Source organism: Streptomyces sp. SID3212 (assembly GCF_009865405.1).
GTDB lineage: Bacteria > Actinomycetota > Actinomycetes > Streptomycetales > Streptomycetaceae > Streptomyces.
In genome coordinates this window covers 1-16,167 of sequence record NZ_WWJY01000613.1, presented here as the reverse complement: position 1 = coordinate 16,167, position 16,167 = coordinate 1, and the positions used below count along the sequence as shown (strand labels likewise).

The following is a 16,167-nucleotide window of genomic DNA, read 5'->3' as shown; positions in this document are numbered from 1 at the left end:
CCGGAGAGCTCGAACGCTCCGGCGCGGACGAGGCCGCCGCCGGACGCAACGCCCTGGCCGCCACCCGGCTGTGGTGGGCCTCGTCGCTCTCCGGCGACCTCGCCGACCGCGAACGGCGGTTGCTCGGCGCGTGCGCCCAGTCCCTGCTCACCATGCAGCCGGCCTGGTCGGCGAAGCTGCGGCACCAGGTCGAGGACTGCGCGCCGGGGTCGTTGCGCTCCTGCGTCCTGGGGATCCTCGACATGATGGCGGGCCGGCTCCCCAGCGCCGAGGCGCACCTGACCCAGGCCTGGCGGGAAGCGCTGTCGGAGCCCACGGCCGACTCGGTCGCCGTGCTGGCCGGCACCTTCCTGGCCAACATCACCCTGTGGCACGGCCGGGGGGCGGAGACGGTGGAGATCGCCCGCCGCACCCTCGCCCTCGGCGGACTCGACCCGACCACCACGGACTTCACCCGCGCGGTCCTGGCCACCGGCCGGCTCTGGGACCAGGGTCCGAGCGCGGCGCTGAAGGACCTCTCCCACCTGCCGGCCGACAGCTCCGCCGTACGGAACGACAGTCTGGACACGCTGGCCACCCGCGGCGTCCTGCGTCTCTTCCTGGGAAAGCTCCCGGCGGCGCGCGCCGATCTCCGTACCGTGGCCCAGCGCGACCGGCAGGGCGCCGGTTCCAAACTCGGCCCTCTCACGCTCTCGCTGCTCTCGGTGGTCCAGTACCTGGCCGGGGAGTGGGACGAGAGCGAGCCCACCGCCGACCAGGCACTCGCCGTCGCGGGCGCCCACGACCAGTTGTTCGGGGACGCGGCGGCCCGCTTCGCGGCCGTCTGCGTCCGGGCGGGCCGGGGCGAGTGGGACAGCGCCCAGCGGCACATCGACGACCTCACCCGTCTCGCGCGGACCCTCGGCGCCTCCACGGAGATCGTCTACTCGGCCCTGGCCGGGGCGACGCTGGCCCAGGCCAGGGCCGACTTCCCCGCGATGCTGCGCGCGCTGCGGCCCCTGCTGGACGACCCGGCGGACCCGCGCGCCAGCACGCCGGATCCGCTCGGCGTACCACCGGACCCACCCGGCGGCCCGTCGTCCGCGGCCGGCGGGTTCCGCCTGCGCTTCAAACCCTTCTGGCTGTGGCAGCAGTCGCTGCTCGTCGAAGCGCTGACGGGCTGCGGCCTGCTGGACAGCGCCGAGCGGGCGCTGCGCGACCTGCGGGAAGGGTTCGACGGCACCGGCTACCTCGGGGTGGTGACGGCCAGACTCGCCGGACTGCTCGCCGAGGCCCAAGGCCGCCCCCGGGACGCCCTGGTGATCTACCGGCAGGCCCTCGCGGCCGTCGCCGGGGCGGACGCGGACGCCGACGCGGCGCCGTTCCACCGCGCCAGGCTGGAGCACGCGTACGGCAGGCTGCTGCTGGCCACCGGTTCCACGTCACGGCGTGACGCGGCGACGTGGCTGAACACGGCGCACGGCCGGTTCAGCGCGCTGCGGGCCGCTCCGTTCGTCCGGCGCTGCGACGCGGATCTGGCCGCGAGCGGGCTCACCGCGCCCGACGACGCCCCCAGCCAGTTGCTGTCCCTGACGGAACGCGAGCTGTCGGTGGCGTACGTCATAGCGGGCGGGCGGACGAACCAGGAAGCGGCGGCGGAGCTCTACGTCAGCCAGAAGACGATCGAGTACCACCTGTCGCACATCTACGCGAAGCTCGGCATCTCGTCGCGCCGCCATCTCGCGGACGCTCTGCGCACCCGCGAGGGCGGGTCAGGCACCGTCCGGCCCGTGCCCTAGGGTCCGTGCCTGGAGAACACGCCGTCCCGGCACCGGTGCGTGCGCGCCTCAGCTTCCCGGGAGCGGCACGGACATGACGGGAAACGTACCGGTCGTCGGGGCCCGTGACCGCCAGGTCCCGCTCACGGGCCGCCAGGAGGAGCGGCGGCTCCTCGCGGAGCTTCTGAACGGGGTACGTGACGGACAGAGCGGCTCGTTGGTGCTGGTCGGAGAGCCCGGGATCGGCAAGACCCGCCTGCTCGGCCACGCCGCCGGGAGCCACGCCGACGTGCGGGTCGTCAGGATCGCCGGGGTCGAGTCGGAGAAGCGTCTCGGCTTCGCGGCGCTTCACCGGCTGCTGCGGCCCTCCCTGCCGCGGCTCGACAGCCTCTCGGCCCCGCAGAGCGAGGCGTTGGGCTCGGCGTTCGGCGTGGTCGCCGGAGTCCCGGCCGACCGCTACCTCGTCGGCAACGCCGGGTACGACCCCGGCGCGGCACCCGCCACGACGCCCGTCACGGCGCCCGGCGCCGGCGCCGGTCCAGGTCCGGCGAGCCACCTGATGCTCCCCAACATCGTCGAGGCCGCGATCCGGGCCGGAGTCCGTGACACTGCGGCGGAGACGTACGGCCGGACGGAGGAGCGGGCGACGACGAGCGACGTCGCTGGAACTGCTGGGCCGGACCCGGATGCTGACCGACCTCGCACGGACCCATCCGCTGTTCGGCGAGTGGCTGCGGCGGCGCGAGCGCCGCGCCGACGCGCGGGTCCGCCTGCGGACGGCGTACGAGATGTGTTCCGGAAGCTCGGCATCACCTCGCGCCGTCAACTGGCGTCCGTCCTGGACGCCGAGGCCTGACCCCGGGCCGGGGAGAGAAGGGGTACGCGAGCCTCAGAGGTGCGTACTGAACGGCCCCAGGATCCCCCTGTCGATCCGGAACGACTCGACCAGGGTCGCCGCGTTGTCCAGGGTGTAGACGTCCGCCGCGGCCAGGACACCGGTGTACTTGGCGATGACCGGTCCGGCGGCCTGCTCGGCGACCGCGTCGAGATAGGTCCGGAAGATCGCCCACGCGTTGCCGGAGGGTCCGTACTTCTCGAAGTACGGCGCCGGGTCGAGGTTCATCGCCCGCCGGACGGAGGACTCCAGGTCGGCGGTGTAGGCGCATTGCAGGTCCCCGTCCGCGCGCACACCGAGGCGTCCGAGGTGCCCGCCGACGAGGGTCCGCCACGGGTAGTCCATGGCGATGTCCTGGGACCGGAGCCACCCCGGGATGTCCTGGGAGACGGCGAGGTTCTTGAACGGGACCCAGCCGGGGTAGAGCACGTCCACGAGCATCAGGGTCGCGTGGGCGGGCGCGTAGACGAAGATGTTGTCCGGGGAGTGGTTCGGTCCGTGGTGGGCCAGTTCCAGGGTCTCTCCTCCGACGCGCAGGGTGTGACGCTTCTCGAAGGTGACCGTCGGGGCCGGGCGGTTCGGGTCGGCGTCGAGGAGCAGCAGGCGGCGGCACTCGCTGTGGCCTATGCGGATGACGTCCTTGCCGAAGATGGAGGACGCGCCCGCGTGGTCGGCGTGGGAGTGCGAATAGATGAGGTGGGTCACCTTGTTCGGGCGGCCGTTGACCTTCGTGACGTCGTCGATGGCGCGCCGGAGGTTGTGCCCGAGGGTCGGCGGCGCGTCGACGAGGACGACGCCCTCTCTCGTACTGAGGAACATCGACTGGTAGAAGCCGTCGGTGACCCAGTACAGGCTGCCGTCGATCCGGCCGACGTAGTACCCGGCGGCGTTGAGCGCGGGGCCGAGGGCGCCGGCCGGGATCGGCGCGAAGTCCGGGAGGGCGGAGGGCGCTCCGGCCGCCGGGGCCGCGGCGCTCGCGGTGCCGGAGCCCGTACCGCCGACGAGACCCACGGCCGCGGGCACGGTCAGGGCGGCGCTCGCGGTCCTGACGAAGGTTCGCCGGTTGCGCGCGCCGGGGAGTACGGATTCTGCGTTCATGGTGGGGGCCTTCCGGGGTTCCGGGCGGGGGACGCCGGGCTCGGCGCCTCCCCCTCCGTCGACGGCTGAGGGGGCGTCAGCACTCGCTGACGCCCCCTCAGGACATCACCGGACGGCGGGACTCGCACCGGGGAAAGACCCCAGTCCGTACCGACCGCGAACCCGTCCTCCTCAGCGTCCGGTCGCCGACGACCTCCGACGGCCCTTCGGCCTCGTGCCGCTCTCGGGGCGCCGGGTGAGCACGAGCGGGCCGGTCTCGGTGATGGCGACGGTGTGTTCGGAGTGGGCGGTGCGCGAGCCGTCGGCCGAGCGGATCGTCCAGCCGTCCGGGTCATGGACGATCTTGTTGGTACCGGCCGCGAACCAGGGCTCGATCGCGAGCGTCAGACCGGGCCGCAGCTTCCAACCGCGGCCTGGGCGGCCGTCGTTGGGGATGTGCAGGTCCTCGTGCATCGTGCGGCCGATACCGTGGCCGCCGAACTCCAGGTTGACCGGGTACCCGTACGCGGCGGCGACCCCGCCGATGGCCGCCGAGATGTCCCCGAGCCTGTTGCCCGGCCGCGCGACCTCGATCGCGGCCTCCAGGGCGACCTCGGTGGCCTCGATCAGCCGCAGGTCCTCCGGGGCCGGGGTGCCGACGACGACGGAGTGGGCCGAGTCCGCGGCCCAGCCGTCGACGCGCACCGCCATGTCCATGGTCAGCAGGTCCCCGTCGCGCAGCTTGTAGCTGTGGGGCAGTCCGTGCAGTACGGCGTCGTTGATGGAGAGGCACACCACGTTGCGGAACGGGCCCCTGCCGAACGAGGGGGCGTAGTCCCAGTAGCAGGACTCCGCGCCGCGCTCCTTGATCCGGCGGCGGGCGTGATGCTCCAGGTCCATGAGGTTGACCCCCACGGCGGCGAGGTCACCCAGCTCGGCCAGCACCTGGCCGAGGAACTGTCCAGTGACGTGCATACGCTCGATGTCCTGGGGAGATTTGAGCTCGATCACTGCGTTCCTCGTTTCCTCCGGGGCACCCTCCGGCACACTGACAGGTATATTTATACCAGTCACGGAGGACGGTTGCCGCCGCACACCCGCCCACCTAGCATGAGCGCATGGTTCGCTATCCGCTCGCTCCCGAACAGATCGAGGCGGGCCGACGCCTCGGAGCGGCGTTGCGCGCCGCCCGAGCCGGGCGCAGCCCCGTCGAGGTGGCCCTGGCGGCGGAGATCTCGCCGGAAACCCTCCGCAAGATCGAAACGGGCCGCCTGCCGACCCCCGCGTTCGGCACCATCGTCCGCCTCAGCGAGGTTCTGGACGTACCCCTGTCGGACCTCGCCCTCGTCTGGCGCACGGACCCCGCCCTGAGCGAGGCGTCCTAGGGCGTGTCCGCAAAGTGGGGTCTGGCTCGCGGTGCCTACGACGGGGCGCACACCATGAGGTAGCCGTCGACGCGTGTGATCTTGTCGGAGTCGGGGGCGTCAGGCAGGGGACGGCCGAGGTCGCGGGCGCGGACCTCCCCGATCCACCGGTCGTGCTGGTACTCATGGTTGATGATCGTGGTCAGCAGGTGCCCGGCCACGACAGCGAGCTGCCGGGGTGCGCCGACACGGCCCTCCCTGATGTCCGTCATACGGCGGTGGACACTCTCGGCGACGGCGGCGCGGAACGCGGACAGCCGTTCCAGTTCCGGCAGTTGCCCCCGGCCACGCTCGGGAGTCGCCGAATCCATCAGCGCGTCCAGCGCCGGGTCGGGACTCGGTTCCGCGGCGGTCAGGTTGCGGACCATGAAGTGGGCGACGTGGGCCTGGTGTCCTACGTGCCATCCGATGGCGCTGGAGTCGTCGTGCGGGCGCCACAGCACTTCGTCCGGGGGGAGATCGGTCCACAGTTGGTCGGTGTAGGCACGGGCGCGGTCGTACTCACGCAGCAGCTCTTCGATGTCGAACATGGCGGTCGGTCTGCCTTTCGGACGGCGGTGGTGGACGGGCCGACGGCGTGCGCGCCGCGAAGAACGGCGGCGCCCGCGCGCTCCACTTGTCGATCTACCTTCTGGTAGGTAGCGTAAACGCATGAGTACGACGACGCGCACCCAGCTTCTCGACGCCGCCACGTCCGTGGTGCGGCGGCGGGGCTACGCCGCGTTCAGCTACGCGGATCTCGCGGAGGCGGTCGGGATCAGGAAGCCGAGCGTCCACCACCACTTTCCGACGAAGGCGGACCTGGCTCTGGAGATGGTGTCGCGGTACAGCGGCGACTTCATGGCCCGGCTGCGGTCGGCCCAGCAGCCGTCCCTGGAACAGCGGTCCACCGGGCAGGGCGGACCGGGCGCCGTGAGACTGCTGGAGTTCTACGCGGGTCTGTACCGCGAAGGACTGGAGGACGGACAGGCGTGCTTGTGCGCGACGCTGGCGGCGGAGGCCGAGGCGGTCCCGGAAGAGGCCCGCCGGGCCGTGGCACGGTTCTTCGCGGCGAACGTCGACTGGCTGACCGGCCTCGTCGCCCAGGGCATCGCGTCCGGCGAACTGGCCGCGACCCCGGATCCCGGGCAGGCGGCGCGCGGATTCCTCTCGGCGGTGCAGGGAGCGATGTTCACGGCCCGCGCCCTGGGTGACGTGTCCTACTTCGACGGTGTCGCCGCCTCGGCCGTCGAGCGGTTGCGTCCGCGCGCGGCGCACTGACGGAGCACGGAGCAGAGGGGGCAGCCGAGAGGGCGGGGAACGGAAAGGGCGGCGGTGCCGTGAACATCGAAGGACTGCGGTACGCGCGAGCGGTCTCCCAGACCAAGTCGTTCAGCGCCGCCGCCCGCGCCTACGGGGTGACCCAGCCCGCGCTGTCCAACGGAATCGCGCGCCTGGAGGAGGAGTGGGGCCTGAAGCTGTTCGACCGGTCCCCGCGCGGGGTCAGGCCCACCGCGCACGGGGCGCGGATCCTGCCGCTGGTGGAGCGCGCCCTGTCCGCCCTGGACTCCGTCAGCGCGGAGGCCCGGCGCCTGGCGGACCCGGCGCCGGAGACCGTCCGCGTGGGCCTGTCACCGCTGATCGGACCCGAACTCGTCGCCCGCGCCTTCGACGCGGCCCGCGCCCTCGGCCCGCCGCGCGCCGTGGTCCTCCGGGAAGCCGACGGGGAGGACCTGGAAGCCGGTCTGACGGCCGGGGACCTGGACGTCGTCCTGATCCCCGCGGTGCGGCCGATGCCACGGTTCCAGCACCGGGTCGTCCACCGCGAGCCGGTCGTGGTCGTCGACCCCTCCTCCACCATCGCGGACACGCCGCTGGAACTGGAGGCCGCGGCGGACGCCTCGTACATCCTCGTCCCCGACACCTGCGGCCTGACGGCCTTCACCACCGCGCTCTTCCACGACCGGGGCCTGCCGCTGCGCCGCTATCCCGGCGAGGCGTCGGACTACCGGGTGCTGGAGGAATGGGCCGGCCTCGGCCTGGGCGCCGCCCTGCTCCCCGCCTCGAAGGTCGCCGGTACGCATGCGTCGTGCCGGCCGCTGGTGCGCTCCGGCCGGCCCGTGGAGATCCGGTACGAAGCCGTGTGGAGCCGCGACACACCCCTGACCGCCGACCTCGCGCGGCTCGTCTCCCTGCTCGCCACCGAACCGGCCCCGCCGGCCCCGCCCCTCAGCCCGCCTCTCGGCCAGTAGCAGCCGCTATGGCCCCATCACCGAGGAGCGTCTACCCGAGCGGACACGGACGACATAGCGTCGAGACGTACCGCCCGACACCTACCAACTAGTAGATAGAGATAATCATGAGCCAGGACTTCGGCGGCAAGAAGCTCATCGTGATCGGCGGCACCAGTGGCATGGGGCTGGAGGCGGCGCGCCTCGTGATGCTGGAAGGCGGCACGGCCGTCGTCGTCGGCCGCGACCCCCAGGTGGCGGCCTCGGCCGCCCGGGTGCTGGAGAAGCTCGGCACGGTGGACACCCTCACGGCCGACCTCACCCGCACAGAGGACGTCCACGCCCTCCGCGAGCGGCTGACCCAGGAGCACGCCGACGCGGAGCTGCTGGTGAACGCGGCCGGCGTCTTCACCCCGAAGCCCTTCTGGGAGCACACGGAGGAGGACTACGACCGCTACCACGCCTTCAGCAAGGCGGCGTTCCTGCTCACCCAGACCGTCACCGCGAACATGGCGGAGACGGGTGCCGGGGGTGCCGTCGTCAACATCGGTTCCATGTGGGCCCATCAGGCCGTCGCGGCCACCCCGTCCTCCGCCTACTCCATGGCCAAGGCCGGTCTCCACGCGCTCACCCAGCACCTGGCCATGGAACTCGCCCCGCACCACATCCGCGTCAACGCGGTGGCGCCGGCCGTCGTCAGGACCCCCATCTACGAGGCGTTCATCGCCAAGGACCAACTGGACGAGGTACTGGACTCGTTCGACGCCTTCCACCCCGCCGGCCGCACCGGAACACCGACCGACGTCGCCGCCACGATCCGCTTCCTCCTCTCCCCTCACGCGGCCTGGGTCACCGGCGCGGTCTGGAACGTGGACGGCGGCGTGATGGCCGGACGCAACTGACGTACGGGCCCACCCCCGCCCTCGGCCACGTGCTCCTCACCGCCAACGCGGCCGGGCACGGCATCGAACTGCGTGGATTCCGGGTGCACTTGGAGTCCGACTTCGACCTGAGCGGCTCCCGACACCCTGACGCGGAGCGTGGAAGTGACCGCCCATCCGACCTCCTACTCCGCGGCGGAAGCCACGGACGACGATCCGACCGATCCGACCGACCCCACCGACCCGGCCGACCCGGCCGACCCGGCCGAAGGGCACGAGCCTCCCGGCCGACAGTCGGCGCGGAGCGTCTCGCGGAGGAGTTCGGCGAAGCGGGCGGGGTGGGTGGTCAGGCCGATGTGGCCGCCGGGGAAGTGCACGAGGTCCATCCCGAGGCGGTCGGCCAGGAGTGCGGCCGGGCGATACGCCAGTTCGCCGCGCGAGTCCTCGCCCGCGCCGAGTACGAGCCGGTCCGACAGCGCCTCCAGCCGGTCCACGTCCGGGGTGTAGGACATGAAGGCGGGAACGATGCGCCCGACGAAGTAGGGCAGTCCGGCCATCGTCTGTTCTGCCCTCGCCGCCGCCTGCGGCGGAAGCTCGACCTCGGCCTTCACCTCGGCCTCGGCCTCCACCTGCACCTCGGCCTCCACCTGCACCTCGGCCTCCACCTGCACCTCGGCCCCCACCTCGCCCCCCGCCTTCGGCTCGGCGGCATCGCCGTCCCCCTTCAACCCCGCCGCGAACACAGCCATCGCCGGCATGAGCCCTTCCGTACGAAGCGTCTCCCCCACCCGCGCGAGCAGCCGGCGATGCTCGGCCGCGTCCGGCAGGACCATCACCACCGGAGGCTCGTGCACCACGACGCGCTCGACACGTTCCGGACGGGCGGTCAGCAGGTGCAGGGCGGCGATCCCGCCCGAGCTGGCGCCGAAGACCCGGGCGGGCTCACCGGGTGACAGCAGTTCCAGCAGCCGATACGCGTCGTCGGCGTGCTCGGCCACACTCTGCCCGGCCTCGGGGTCGTCCAGCGCGCTCCGGGCCATGCCGCGCGGATCGTACGTGGCGACGGTGTATTCATCGGCGAGGACGGCGGCCAGGTCACCGAGGGAGGCCGCACCGCCCGTCCCGCCGGGGATCAACAGCAGAAGCGGGCCGTGGCCGCGGACTTCGTAGTGCAGAGTCGCGCCGTTCACGCGCAGGCTGCCGACGGTCGGGTCGGTCATGAGGGGTCTCCTTCGAGGGGCGGCCAGTGCTCCAGGAGGACGTGCAGGGCGTCGAGGGCGCGAAGCCAGGACCGCTGGGGCGCGCGCCGGTGCGCGAATCCGCCCGCGGCCTCCAGCGCGACAAACCCGTGGAACGTGCTGCGCAGCAACCGGACGGCGTCGGTCAGGTCCGGCTCGGCCAGTCCGTAACCGCGCAGCATGCTGTACGTCAGCTCCACCGCACGCCGCGGTCCCGGCGCCGCTGCGGCCAGTTCGGGGTCGATCCGGATCGAGGCCTGGGTCGCCGCGTAGCGGCCCGGGTGCCGGTGGGCGTACTCCCGCCAGGCGTCGGCGAACGCGACCAGCGCGTCCTTGCCCGACCGCCCGGCGGTCGCCTCCGCGATACGGATCGTCTTCTCGTCCGCCGCGAGCAGCGCGATCCGGCCGCGCAGATCCTCCAGACCGCGGACGTACGTGTAGAGGCTCGCGTCCTTCACACCGAGCCGCCGCGCCACCCGCGACATGCTCACCTGATCGAGCCCCACCTCGTCCGCCACCTCGGCGCCCGCGACGGTCACCCGCTCCACCGTCAGCCCGGCCCGCGCCATGCGCCGTCCCCCTTCCCGCCCTCCACATCCACCTAGGATCTCTAGTTTTAACCTAGGACCCCTAGGCAGAGCAAACGGCTTGCGCCGGTCACGGGCGACGGGCGCCCGGGACGGCCTCCTCAAGGTCGGCGACGCTCCCCGACATGATCGTCCGCACGTGCTCGGTGATGTGCTCCGCCGGCCAGTCCCACCAGGCCACCGCGAGCAGCCGGGCCACGTCGTCGTCGCCGTACCGCATGTGGATCAGGCCCGCCGGGTTGCCGCCGACGATTCCGTAGTCGGGCACGTCCTTGGTCACCACGGCGCCGGAGGCGATGATCGCGCCGTGCCCGATCCGTACACCGGGCATCACCGTCGTGCCGTATCCGAACCAGACGTCGTTCCCGACCACGGTGTCGCCCCGGTTCGGCAGCCCGGTGAGGAGGTCGAAATGCCCGGCCCAGGAGCCGCCCATCGTCGGGAAGGGGAACGTGGACGGGCCGTCCATGCGGTGGTTGGCGCCGTTCATGAGGAACCGCACGCCGGTGCCCAGTGCGCAGAACTTACCGATGACCAGCCGTTCAGGACCGTAGTGGTAGAGCACGTTGCGCGTCTCGAAGGCGGTCGGGTCGTCCGGGTCGTCGTAGTAGGAGTACTCCCCGACCTCGATCAGCGGGGACGTCACCAGCGGCCTGAGCAGCACCACCCTCTTCTGGCCGGGCATCGGATGGAGCACGGACGGGTCGGCGGGTACGGGCGGGGGCGTGGAGGTGGGCGGGGGCGTGGACATGGCGAACGTTGTCCCTCCGGGTCGCGGGTCGGTGACCGGCCTCATGCTCGCCGCACCGCGCCGGAGAGAACACCGATTTACGCGACCCGTCAGTCCCTGCCGCCTCCGCCGTCACTCGGCCAGGTCCCCGTCGCCCGCTCGATCGCCTTGGCTCCCGACCGGTCGACCGCACTCCGTACCACCGCGAAGATCGCGCCCTGGACCGCCGCCGCCAGCAGGATCTCGCCCCAGCCGCGATCACGGTCCAGGGCGTCCGGGGCGTCGTCCTCGTGGCGCAGGACCTTCCAGGTCCGCTGGAAGGCGAGTCCCGCCAGGGCCCCGCCCGCCCAGCCGAGAACAAAGCCGACGGGCTTGTACGCGAGGGTGAGTTTCCGCTTCTTCTTCGTCACACCGGACGGATGCCCGCGCGAAGCGGAAGCACACGGAGCGGCCCACCGCGAACCGGGAACACCCCGCCGCGAACCGGGAACACCCGGCTGTGAACCAGGAACACCCCGCCGTGAACCGGGAGCGGACTCCGCCCGTGCAAGCAGGTGACATGCTCATGGCCACGATGAGAGGGACCTCACCCGCTATGAACAGACCGCAGTCACTCCGCCGCGCCCGCCGCGCGAGCACCCTTCTCGCTCTGACGCTCACCACCGCCCTCGTGACCCCGGCCGTGTCGCAGGCGGAATCACAGACCGGTTCGCGGACCGTTTCCCGGGCCACGTCCGCCGCCGCGACCACCCAGGTCGTCACCTGGGGCGCGAGCGCCGACCGGCTCGACGCGGCGGTGGCCGGGCGGACGCACCGCCTCATCATCCGCACCAGCGCGGGCGGCAGCGCCCTGCGGATCCGCCTCTCCAACGCCTTCGGTGAGCAGCCGGTCACCTTCGGCCGCGCCTACGTCGGGGTACGCGCGTCCGGGGCCGCCGTCGCGGCCGGTACGAACCGGGCCCTGACCTTCGGCGGGGCGGCGGCCGTCACCGTACCGGCGGGCGGATCGGTGTACAGCGACCCCCTGCCCGGTACGGTACGGGCGCAGGCCGATCTCGCGGTCAGCATCTACGTCCAGAGCGCCGCCGGTACCGCGACCGGTCACCAGATGGGCCGTCAGACCTCGTACATCGCACCCGCCGGCAACCACGCGGCGGCCGAGGCGGCGACGGCCTACACGCAGACCACGGGCTTCCGTTACTACCTCGACGCCGTCGTCGCCGACGCACCGGCGGGCACCGGGGCGGTGGTCGCCCTGGGCGACTCGATCACGGACGGTTCGAACTCCACGCCGGACACCAACCGCCGCTGGCCGGACCTGCTGTCGGCCCGTCTCCAGGCCACCACGGGGACCACCCTCAAGGGCGTGGCCAACGAGGGCATCTCCGGCAACAAGGTGCTGACGGACGGCGCCGGCGTGAGCGCGCTGAAGCGGCTGGACCGGGACGTCCTGTCGCAGCGGGGTCTGCGGACGGTGATCCTGCTCGAAGGCGTCAACGACATCAAGGCCAACCCGGCCCCGACGGCCGCCCAGTTGATCACCGCGTACCGGCAGATCATCGACCGGACCCGGGCGCGGGGCGCGTGTGTCGTGGGCGCGACGGTCATGCCGTACGAAGGCTGGCCCGAGTGGAACGCGAACGGTGAGGCGATCCGCCAGGAGGTGAACCGCTTCATCCGCAGCGGCGCGTTCGACGCGGTGGTCGACTTCGACGCGGTGATACGTAATCCCGCGGCGCCGACGAAGATGCTCCCGGCGTACGACGCGGGCGATCACCTGCACCCGAACGACGCGGGCATGAAGCTGATGGCGGACACCGTGAACCTGAACTCCCTGAGGTGCTCACGCTAGAAGCACACCCCGAGGCGGGGCGGCGGCGCCCACCGGAACGGTGCGTCCGGGTAGGCCCGGAAGCCGCCGCCCCACCTCGGCCGAACGGCTCCACGCTGCGTTCAGGGCGTGACGACCGCGCCGTCGTAGACGTGGTCGGGCGTGGCGATCGCCGTGACCGCGCGGGCGAGGAGGGTGGACGGCTCCTGGCCCTGGCTGCTGGTGGTCGAGTCCGTGTTGATCATGATCACCAGGGTGGCCTTCTCCGAGGGCAGGTAGACCGTCACCGTCTCGTACCCCGGGATGGAGCCGTTGTGCCCGATCCATCCGTTGGTCTCGAAGATGCCGAGGCCGTACGTGGTGCCGGGGAAGCCCGTCGGCAGCGTCTTGAGGCGCTGCGCCTGGGTCTGCGGGCTGAGCAGTTCCCCGGTGGCGACGACCTTCGCCCAGCGGCGGAGGTCGTGCAGGTTCGAGATCATCGCCCCGGCGGCCCAGGCCCAGCTGGGATTCCAGTACGTGGCGTCGGCGACCGCTCCGCTCAGCGTCTGGTCGGTGTACCCGTGCGGGTGCGGTTCGGGGAACTCGGTTCCGTACGGGAAGAGCGTGGCGTCCAGGCCCGCCGGGCGGAGCACCCGCCGGTCGATGACGTCCGCGAGCCGGTGACCGGTCACCTTCTCGATCACCAGGCCGAGCAGGACCAGGTTGGTGTTCGAGTACTCGAACCGCGCACCCGGCGCGAAGGTGTTCGCGTGCTTGAAGCCGTACGCGAGCAGCTCGCGCGGGGTGAAGAAACGCTCCGGGTCGCTCAGCAGGTCATGGGTGAAGTCCGCGTCGGAGGTGTACGGGAACAGACCGCTGCGCATCTCGGCGAGCTGACGGAGCGTGATCCGGTGACCGTCCGGCACACCGTGGACGTAGCGGGAGATCGGGTCGTCCAGGCGGATCCGGTGGTCGTCCACGAGCTGGAGCAGCGCGGTGACGGTGAAGGTCTTGGTCTCGCTGCCGATCCGTACGAAGGGGTCGACGGTCATCGGCTCGCGGGTGACGGTGTCGGCGACGCCGGTCGCCCGGACGTAGCTTCCCTTGCCCGGCATCCACAGGCCGACGACAACCCCGGGAATGCGCGCCTGCCGGCGGGTGTCCCTGATCGCCTTGTCGAGCCGGGCGGTCAGCTCGGGCCCGAGACCGCCGGCCGGGCGCGGATCCTCCTCGTACGCCTTGTACCCCTCGTACCCCTCGTAGCCCTTGTACCCCTCGTGCCGGTCGGCGGTCACGGCGTGGACTGTCGTGGCCTGGACGGTCGCGGCCTGGACGGTCGCGGCCTGGACGGTCGCGGCGGGGGCCGCCGTCACCGGGACCAGCACGGATGCCACGAACAGCGTCGCGGCGAACAGCCGGCGGCGGGGACTACGTCGCATACCGTGGCACCTTTTCCAGTCAGGGTTTCGCGTCAGGGCTCGAACGGCCCCACATCAGCACCAAAAACCCTTGCGAAGGTCATATTTACTGACGTGTCTGTCGAATCCACCCGTTCGGATCCGCACGGCTGCTGCACGCCTGCTACCAGGGCACTTCACCGTTCTCGTCCTGGAAGGTCCCCGTCGGACCGTCCGTGCCGAGCGTCGCGAACCGCACGACGACCCGGGCACTCTCCTCGGGCGTCCTGCCGATTCCGAACGCCGCGGTCAGGTCGGTCGCCGTGGTCCCGGGCTCGACGGCGTTGAACCTGATGCCCGGCTCGGACTTGGCGTACTGGACCGTGAGCATCGTGGCCGCGGCCTTGGACGCGGAGTAGATCGCCAGCGGCAGATGGAACTCCGGCCGGTCCGGATGGGTCACCGCCCAGAAGGACCCGGCGCTGCTGGAGACGTTGACCACGGTCGGGTTCGCGGACCTGCGCAGGAGGGGAAGCGCCGCCTCCGTGACCCGTACGAGCCCCACCGCGTTGGTGTCGAACGCCCGGAGCGCCGTGGGACCGTCGGTGACCCCGTCCCCCAGGATGCCCGCGTTGTTCACGAGGACGTCGAGCCGGCCCTCGGCCGCGTCGATCGTCGCCAGCGCGTCGCTCACGGACGCGTCGTCGGTGACGTCGAGCCGTACGAATCGCGCGCCGAGCGCCGCCGCGGCCTTCTCGCCGCGCTCGACGTCACGAGCGCCTATGTAGACGACATGGCCCAGGGCGAGAAGCTGCCGGGCGGTCTCGAAGCCGATGCCTTTGTTGGCACCGGTGATCAATGTGATGGTCATGCGAACCCTCGCAAGGTAGGTGATTCAAGGGGCCGTCGGCTCGCGCCGATCCCGTCAGCTCGCGCCGATCCCGTCGTCGGCTCGCGCCGATCAGGAAGGTCGGCCGGCCAGCTGCCGGAAGAGCTCACCGGCGTCGTGCAGGGCGGTCATGTGGACGAACCGTCCGTCCCGCACCTGATAGATCGCGTACTCGACGATCTCGAACGAGGCGCCGGTGGGGGTCACGCCGAGCCATTCCTTCACCGGGGTACCGGTGTTGACCAGGCGCGCGGCCAGACGGTCACCGTCGAAGAGCAGTTCCTTGACCTCCCAGTGGAGGTCCGGGACCGCGTCCACGTCGCCCTTCTGTACGGCGATGAGGTCGTCCCGTGTGGCCGGCTCACCGTTCAGGGTGGTCAGGTCGTTGATGAACTCGTCCATACCGTCGAACTCGTGGGCGTTGAGCGTCTCGACGTAACGCAGGTAGAAGGCGCGCAGATCACTCTCGGACATGGGACACCCCTTCGACTTCCGCAGCGATCGCTACGGAAGTCGAACGTTAGCACTTCCGTAGCGATCGATGCGGAAGGAGTACGCTCCCGGTGTGGAGACGAAACAGACCGGCCCCATGGGCCGCCCGCGAGGATTCGACGCCGACGAAGCTCTTGAGCGCGCCATGCTCTTCTTCTGGAAGCACGGCTACGAGGGGGCCAGCACGGCCGGCCTCACCCACGCGATGGGCATCTCCACCACCAGCATGTACGCGGCCTTCGGCAACAAGGAGAAGCTGTTCCGCAAGGCCCTGGAGCGCTACACCGAAGGCCCGAGCGCCTACCTGGCCCGCGCCCTGGAAGAGCCGACGGCCCTGGGCGTCGCCACCGCGATCCTGGCCGGCACCATCCGTACCACCACCCGCCCGGCCCACCCGCACGGCTGCCTGGGGGTCCAGGGAGCCCTGACCACCAGCGACTCCGGCCAGGAGGTCCGCGACCTCCTGATCGCGTGGCGCAACGACGGCTACGCCCGCGTCCGGGACCGCTTCCGGCGCGCGGTGGACGAAGGCGACCTCCCCCCGCGGACCGACCCGTCCCTCCTGGCCCGCCACCTCACCACTTTCGCCAACGGCCTGGCCGTACAGGCCGCGAGCGGCGTCCCCCGCGAAGAACTCCAGTCCCTGGCCGACGCCACCCTCCGCAACTGGCCCCTCACCTGAGACCGAGCGCGGCCCTAGGGCGTGTCCGCGAAGTGGGGTCGTCCGCCCGCAGGGCGGGGCTCGCGGTGTCTGGTGCGTGCGATCGCAAGGCGGAGGAC

General features: G+C 71.7%; 18 protein-coding genes. 8 read left to right on the top strand and 10 right to left on the bottom strand.

What is annotated here, in order from left to right:
* Together GT042_RS18140 and GT042_RS39170 are read left to right on the top strand one after the other, a co-directional pair.
* On the top strand, positions 1-1,778 hold a 1,778-nt coding region (locus tag GT042_RS18140), incomplete at its 5' end, for a helix-turn-helix transcriptional regulator (RefSeq protein WP_161309758.1).
* A 73-nt stretch (positions 1,779-1,851) separates the two neighbouring features.
* Positions 1,852-2,613, top strand: a complete 762-nt coding sequence (locus GT042_RS39170; RefSeq protein WP_237530904.1) for an ATP-binding protein — start codon at positions 1,852-1,854, stop codon at positions 2,611-2,613.
* 33 nt (positions 2,614-2,646) lie between these two features.
* On the opposite strand, the gene GT042_RS18130 is transcribed toward GT042_RS39170, so the two are convergent.
* Together GT042_RS18130 and map are read right to left on the bottom strand one after the other, a co-directional pair.
* On the bottom strand, positions 2,647-3,750 hold the full coding sequence (locus GT042_RS18130) for an MBL fold metallo-hydrolase (RefSeq protein ID WP_161309757.1): 1,104 nt from the start codon (positions 3,748-3,750) through the stop codon (positions 2,647-2,649).
* A gap of 171 nt (positions 3,751-3,921) precedes the next feature.
* Positions 3,922-4,740: a type I methionyl aminopeptidase gene (gene map, locus GT042_RS18125; protein ID WP_161309756.1), complete on the bottom strand. Its 819-nt coding sequence runs from the start codon at positions 4,738-4,740 to the stop codon at positions 3,922-3,924.
* 107 nt (positions 4,741-4,847) lie between these two features.
* Here map and GT042_RS18120 point away from each other — a divergent pair, with 107 nt between their 5' ends.
* Positions 4,848-5,114 (top strand): helix-turn-helix transcriptional regulator, encoded by a 267-nt coding sequence (locus GT042_RS18120; protein ID WP_161309755.1) that lies wholly within the window; start codon positions 4,848-4,850, stop codon positions 5,112-5,114.
* Between the two features lie 35 nt (positions 5,115-5,149).
* Here GT042_RS18120 and GT042_RS18115 read toward each other — a convergent pair whose 3' ends face one another.
* Positions 5,150-5,683 carry a DinB family protein gene (locus tag GT042_RS18115; RefSeq protein ID WP_161309754.1) on the bottom strand — a complete coding sequence of 178 codons (534 nt, stop codon included), beginning with the start codon at positions 5,681-5,683 and terminating at the stop codon, positions 5,150-5,152.
* 121 nt (positions 5,684-5,804) lie between these two features.
* Here GT042_RS18115 and GT042_RS18110 point away from each other — a divergent pair, with 121 nt between their 5' ends.
* The 3 genes from GT042_RS18110 to GT042_RS18100 all read left to right on the top strand — a co-directional run bounded on the left by GT042_RS18110 (position 5,805) and on the right by GT042_RS18100 (position 8,265).
* Positions 5,805-6,413 (top strand): TetR/AcrR family transcriptional regulator, encoded by a 609-nt coding sequence (locus tag GT042_RS18110; protein ID WP_161309753.1) that lies wholly within the window; start codon positions 5,805-5,807, stop codon positions 6,411-6,413.
* Positions 6,414-6,472: 59 nt separating this feature from the next.
* Positions 6,473-7,384, top strand: coding sequence for a LysR family transcriptional regulator (locus GT042_RS18105; RefSeq protein ID WP_161309752.1), 912 nt, complete (start codon positions 6,473-6,475; stop codon positions 7,382-7,384).
* A gap of 107 nt (positions 7,385-7,491) precedes the next feature.
* On the top strand, positions 7,492-8,265 hold the full coding sequence (locus GT042_RS18100) for an SDR family oxidoreductase (RefSeq protein WP_161309751.1): 774 nt from the start codon (positions 7,492-7,494) through the stop codon (positions 8,263-8,265).
* 164 nt (positions 8,266-8,429) lie between these two features.
* Here GT042_RS18100 and GT042_RS18095 read toward each other — a convergent pair whose 3' ends face one another.
* The 4 genes from GT042_RS18095 to GT042_RS18080 form a co-directional block, all read right to left on the bottom strand.
* Complete coding sequence (locus GT042_RS18095) at positions 8,430-9,464, bottom strand: alpha/beta hydrolase (protein WP_161309750.1); 1,035 nt, start codon at positions 9,462-9,464, stop codon at positions 8,430-8,432.
* Positions 9,461-10,051: a TetR/AcrR family transcriptional regulator gene (locus GT042_RS18090; RefSeq protein ID WP_161309749.1), complete on the bottom strand. Its 591-nt coding sequence runs from the start codon at positions 10,049-10,051 to the stop codon at positions 9,461-9,463. Before GT042_RS18090 ends, GT042_RS18095 begins: the two co-directional genes overlap by 4 nt.
* Before the next feature lie 88 nt (positions 10,052-10,139).
* The gene (locus GT042_RS18085) at positions 10,140-10,820 is read right to left on the bottom strand and encodes a CatB-related O-acetyltransferase (RefSeq protein WP_161309748.1); all 681 of its coding nucleotides are present in this window, start codon (positions 10,818-10,820) and stop codon (positions 10,140-10,142) included.
* 89 nt (positions 10,821-10,909) lie between these two features.
* Complete coding sequence (locus GT042_RS18080) at positions 10,910-11,209, bottom strand: DUF4235 domain-containing protein (protein WP_161309747.1); 300 nt, start codon at positions 11,207-11,209, stop codon at positions 10,910-10,912.
* A 185-nt stretch (positions 11,210-11,394) separates the two neighbouring features.
* Here GT042_RS18080 and GT042_RS18075 point away from each other — a divergent pair, with 185 nt between their 5' ends.
* Positions 11,395-12,651, top strand: coding sequence for an SGNH/GDSL hydrolase family protein (locus tag GT042_RS18075; RefSeq protein ID WP_161309746.1), 1,257 nt, complete (start codon positions 11,395-11,397; stop codon positions 12,649-12,651).
* Positions 12,652-12,752: 101 nt separating this feature from the next.
* On the opposite strand, the gene GT042_RS18070 is transcribed toward GT042_RS18075, so the two are convergent.
* From GT042_RS18070 to GT042_RS18060, 3 genes are all read right to left on the bottom strand, one after another.
* Complete coding sequence (locus GT042_RS18070; RefSeq protein WP_161309745.1) at positions 12,753-14,048, bottom strand: serine hydrolase domain-containing protein; 1,296 nt, start codon at positions 14,046-14,048, stop codon at positions 12,753-12,755.
* A 142-nt stretch (positions 14,049-14,190) separates the two neighbouring features.
* Positions 14,191-14,877, bottom strand: coding sequence for an SDR family NAD(P)-dependent oxidoreductase (locus GT042_RS18065; protein ID WP_161309744.1), 687 nt, complete (start codon positions 14,875-14,877; stop codon positions 14,191-14,193).
* 90 nt (positions 14,878-14,967) lie between these two features.
* Entirely contained in the window at positions 14,968-15,369 is a 402-nt protein-coding gene (locus GT042_RS18060) for an ester cyclase (RefSeq protein WP_161309743.1), read from the bottom strand.
* A gap of 91 nt (positions 15,370-15,460) precedes the next feature.
* On the opposite strand from GT042_RS18060, the gene GT042_RS18055 reads away from it, so the two are divergent.
* Positions 15,461-16,069 (top strand): TetR/AcrR family transcriptional regulator, encoded by a 609-nt coding sequence (locus tag GT042_RS18055; protein ID WP_345943818.1) that lies wholly within the window; start codon positions 15,461-15,463, stop codon positions 16,067-16,069.
* Positions 16,070-16,167: the final 98 nt, after the last annotated feature.

Excerpts from the sequence above, each read along its gene's own strand:
- GT042_RS39170 (WP_237530904.1), top strand. The coding sequence starts at position 1,852 with ATGACGGGAAACGTACCGGTCGTCGGGGCCCGTGACCGCCAGGTCCCG.
- GT042_RS18095 (WP_161309750.1), bottom strand. The coding sequence starts at position 9,464 with ATGACCGACCCGACCGTCGGCAGCCTGCGCGTGAACGGCGCGACTCTG.
- GT042_RS18120 (WP_161309755.1), top strand. The coding sequence starts at position 4,848 with ATGGTTCGCTATCCGCTCGCTCCCGAACAGATCGAGGCGGGCCGACGC.
- GT042_RS18100 (WP_161309751.1), top strand. The coding sequence starts at position 7,492 with ATGAGCCAGGACTTCGGCGGCAAGAAGCTCATCGTGATCGGCGGCACC.
- GT042_RS18115 (WP_161309754.1), bottom strand. The coding sequence starts at position 5,683 with ATGTTCGACATCGAAGAGCTGCTGCGTGAGTACGACCGCGCCCGTGCC.
- GT042_RS18065 (WP_161309744.1), bottom strand. The coding sequence starts at position 14,877 with ATGACCATCACATTGATCACCGGTGCCAACAAAGGCATCGGCTTCGAG.
- GT042_RS18110 (WP_161309753.1), top strand. The coding sequence starts at position 5,805 with ATGAGTACGACGACGCGCACCCAGCTTCTCGACGCCGCCACGTCCGTG.
- GT042_RS18130 (WP_161309757.1), bottom strand. The coding sequence starts at position 3,750 with ATGAACGCAGAATCCGTACTCCCCGGCGCGCGCAACCGGCGAACCTTC.
- GT042_RS18075 (WP_161309746.1), top strand. The coding sequence starts at position 11,395 with ATGAACAGACCGCAGTCACTCCGCCGCGCCCGCCGCGCGAGCACCCTT.
- GT042_RS18085 (WP_161309748.1), bottom strand. The coding sequence starts at position 10,820 with ATGTCCACGCCCCCGCCCACCTCCACGCCCCCGCCCGTACCCGCCGAC.
- GT042_RS18070 (WP_161309745.1), bottom strand. The coding sequence starts at position 14,048 with ATGCGACGTAGTCCCCGCCGCCGGCTGTTCGCCGCGACGCTGTTCGTG.
- GT042_RS18090 (WP_161309749.1), bottom strand. The coding sequence starts at position 10,051 with ATGGCGCGGGCCGGGCTGACGGTGGAGCGGGTGACCGTCGCGGGCGCC.
- GT042_RS18060 (WP_161309743.1), bottom strand. The coding sequence starts at position 15,369 with ATGTCCGAGAGTGATCTGCGCGCCTTCTACCTGCGTTACGTCGAGACG.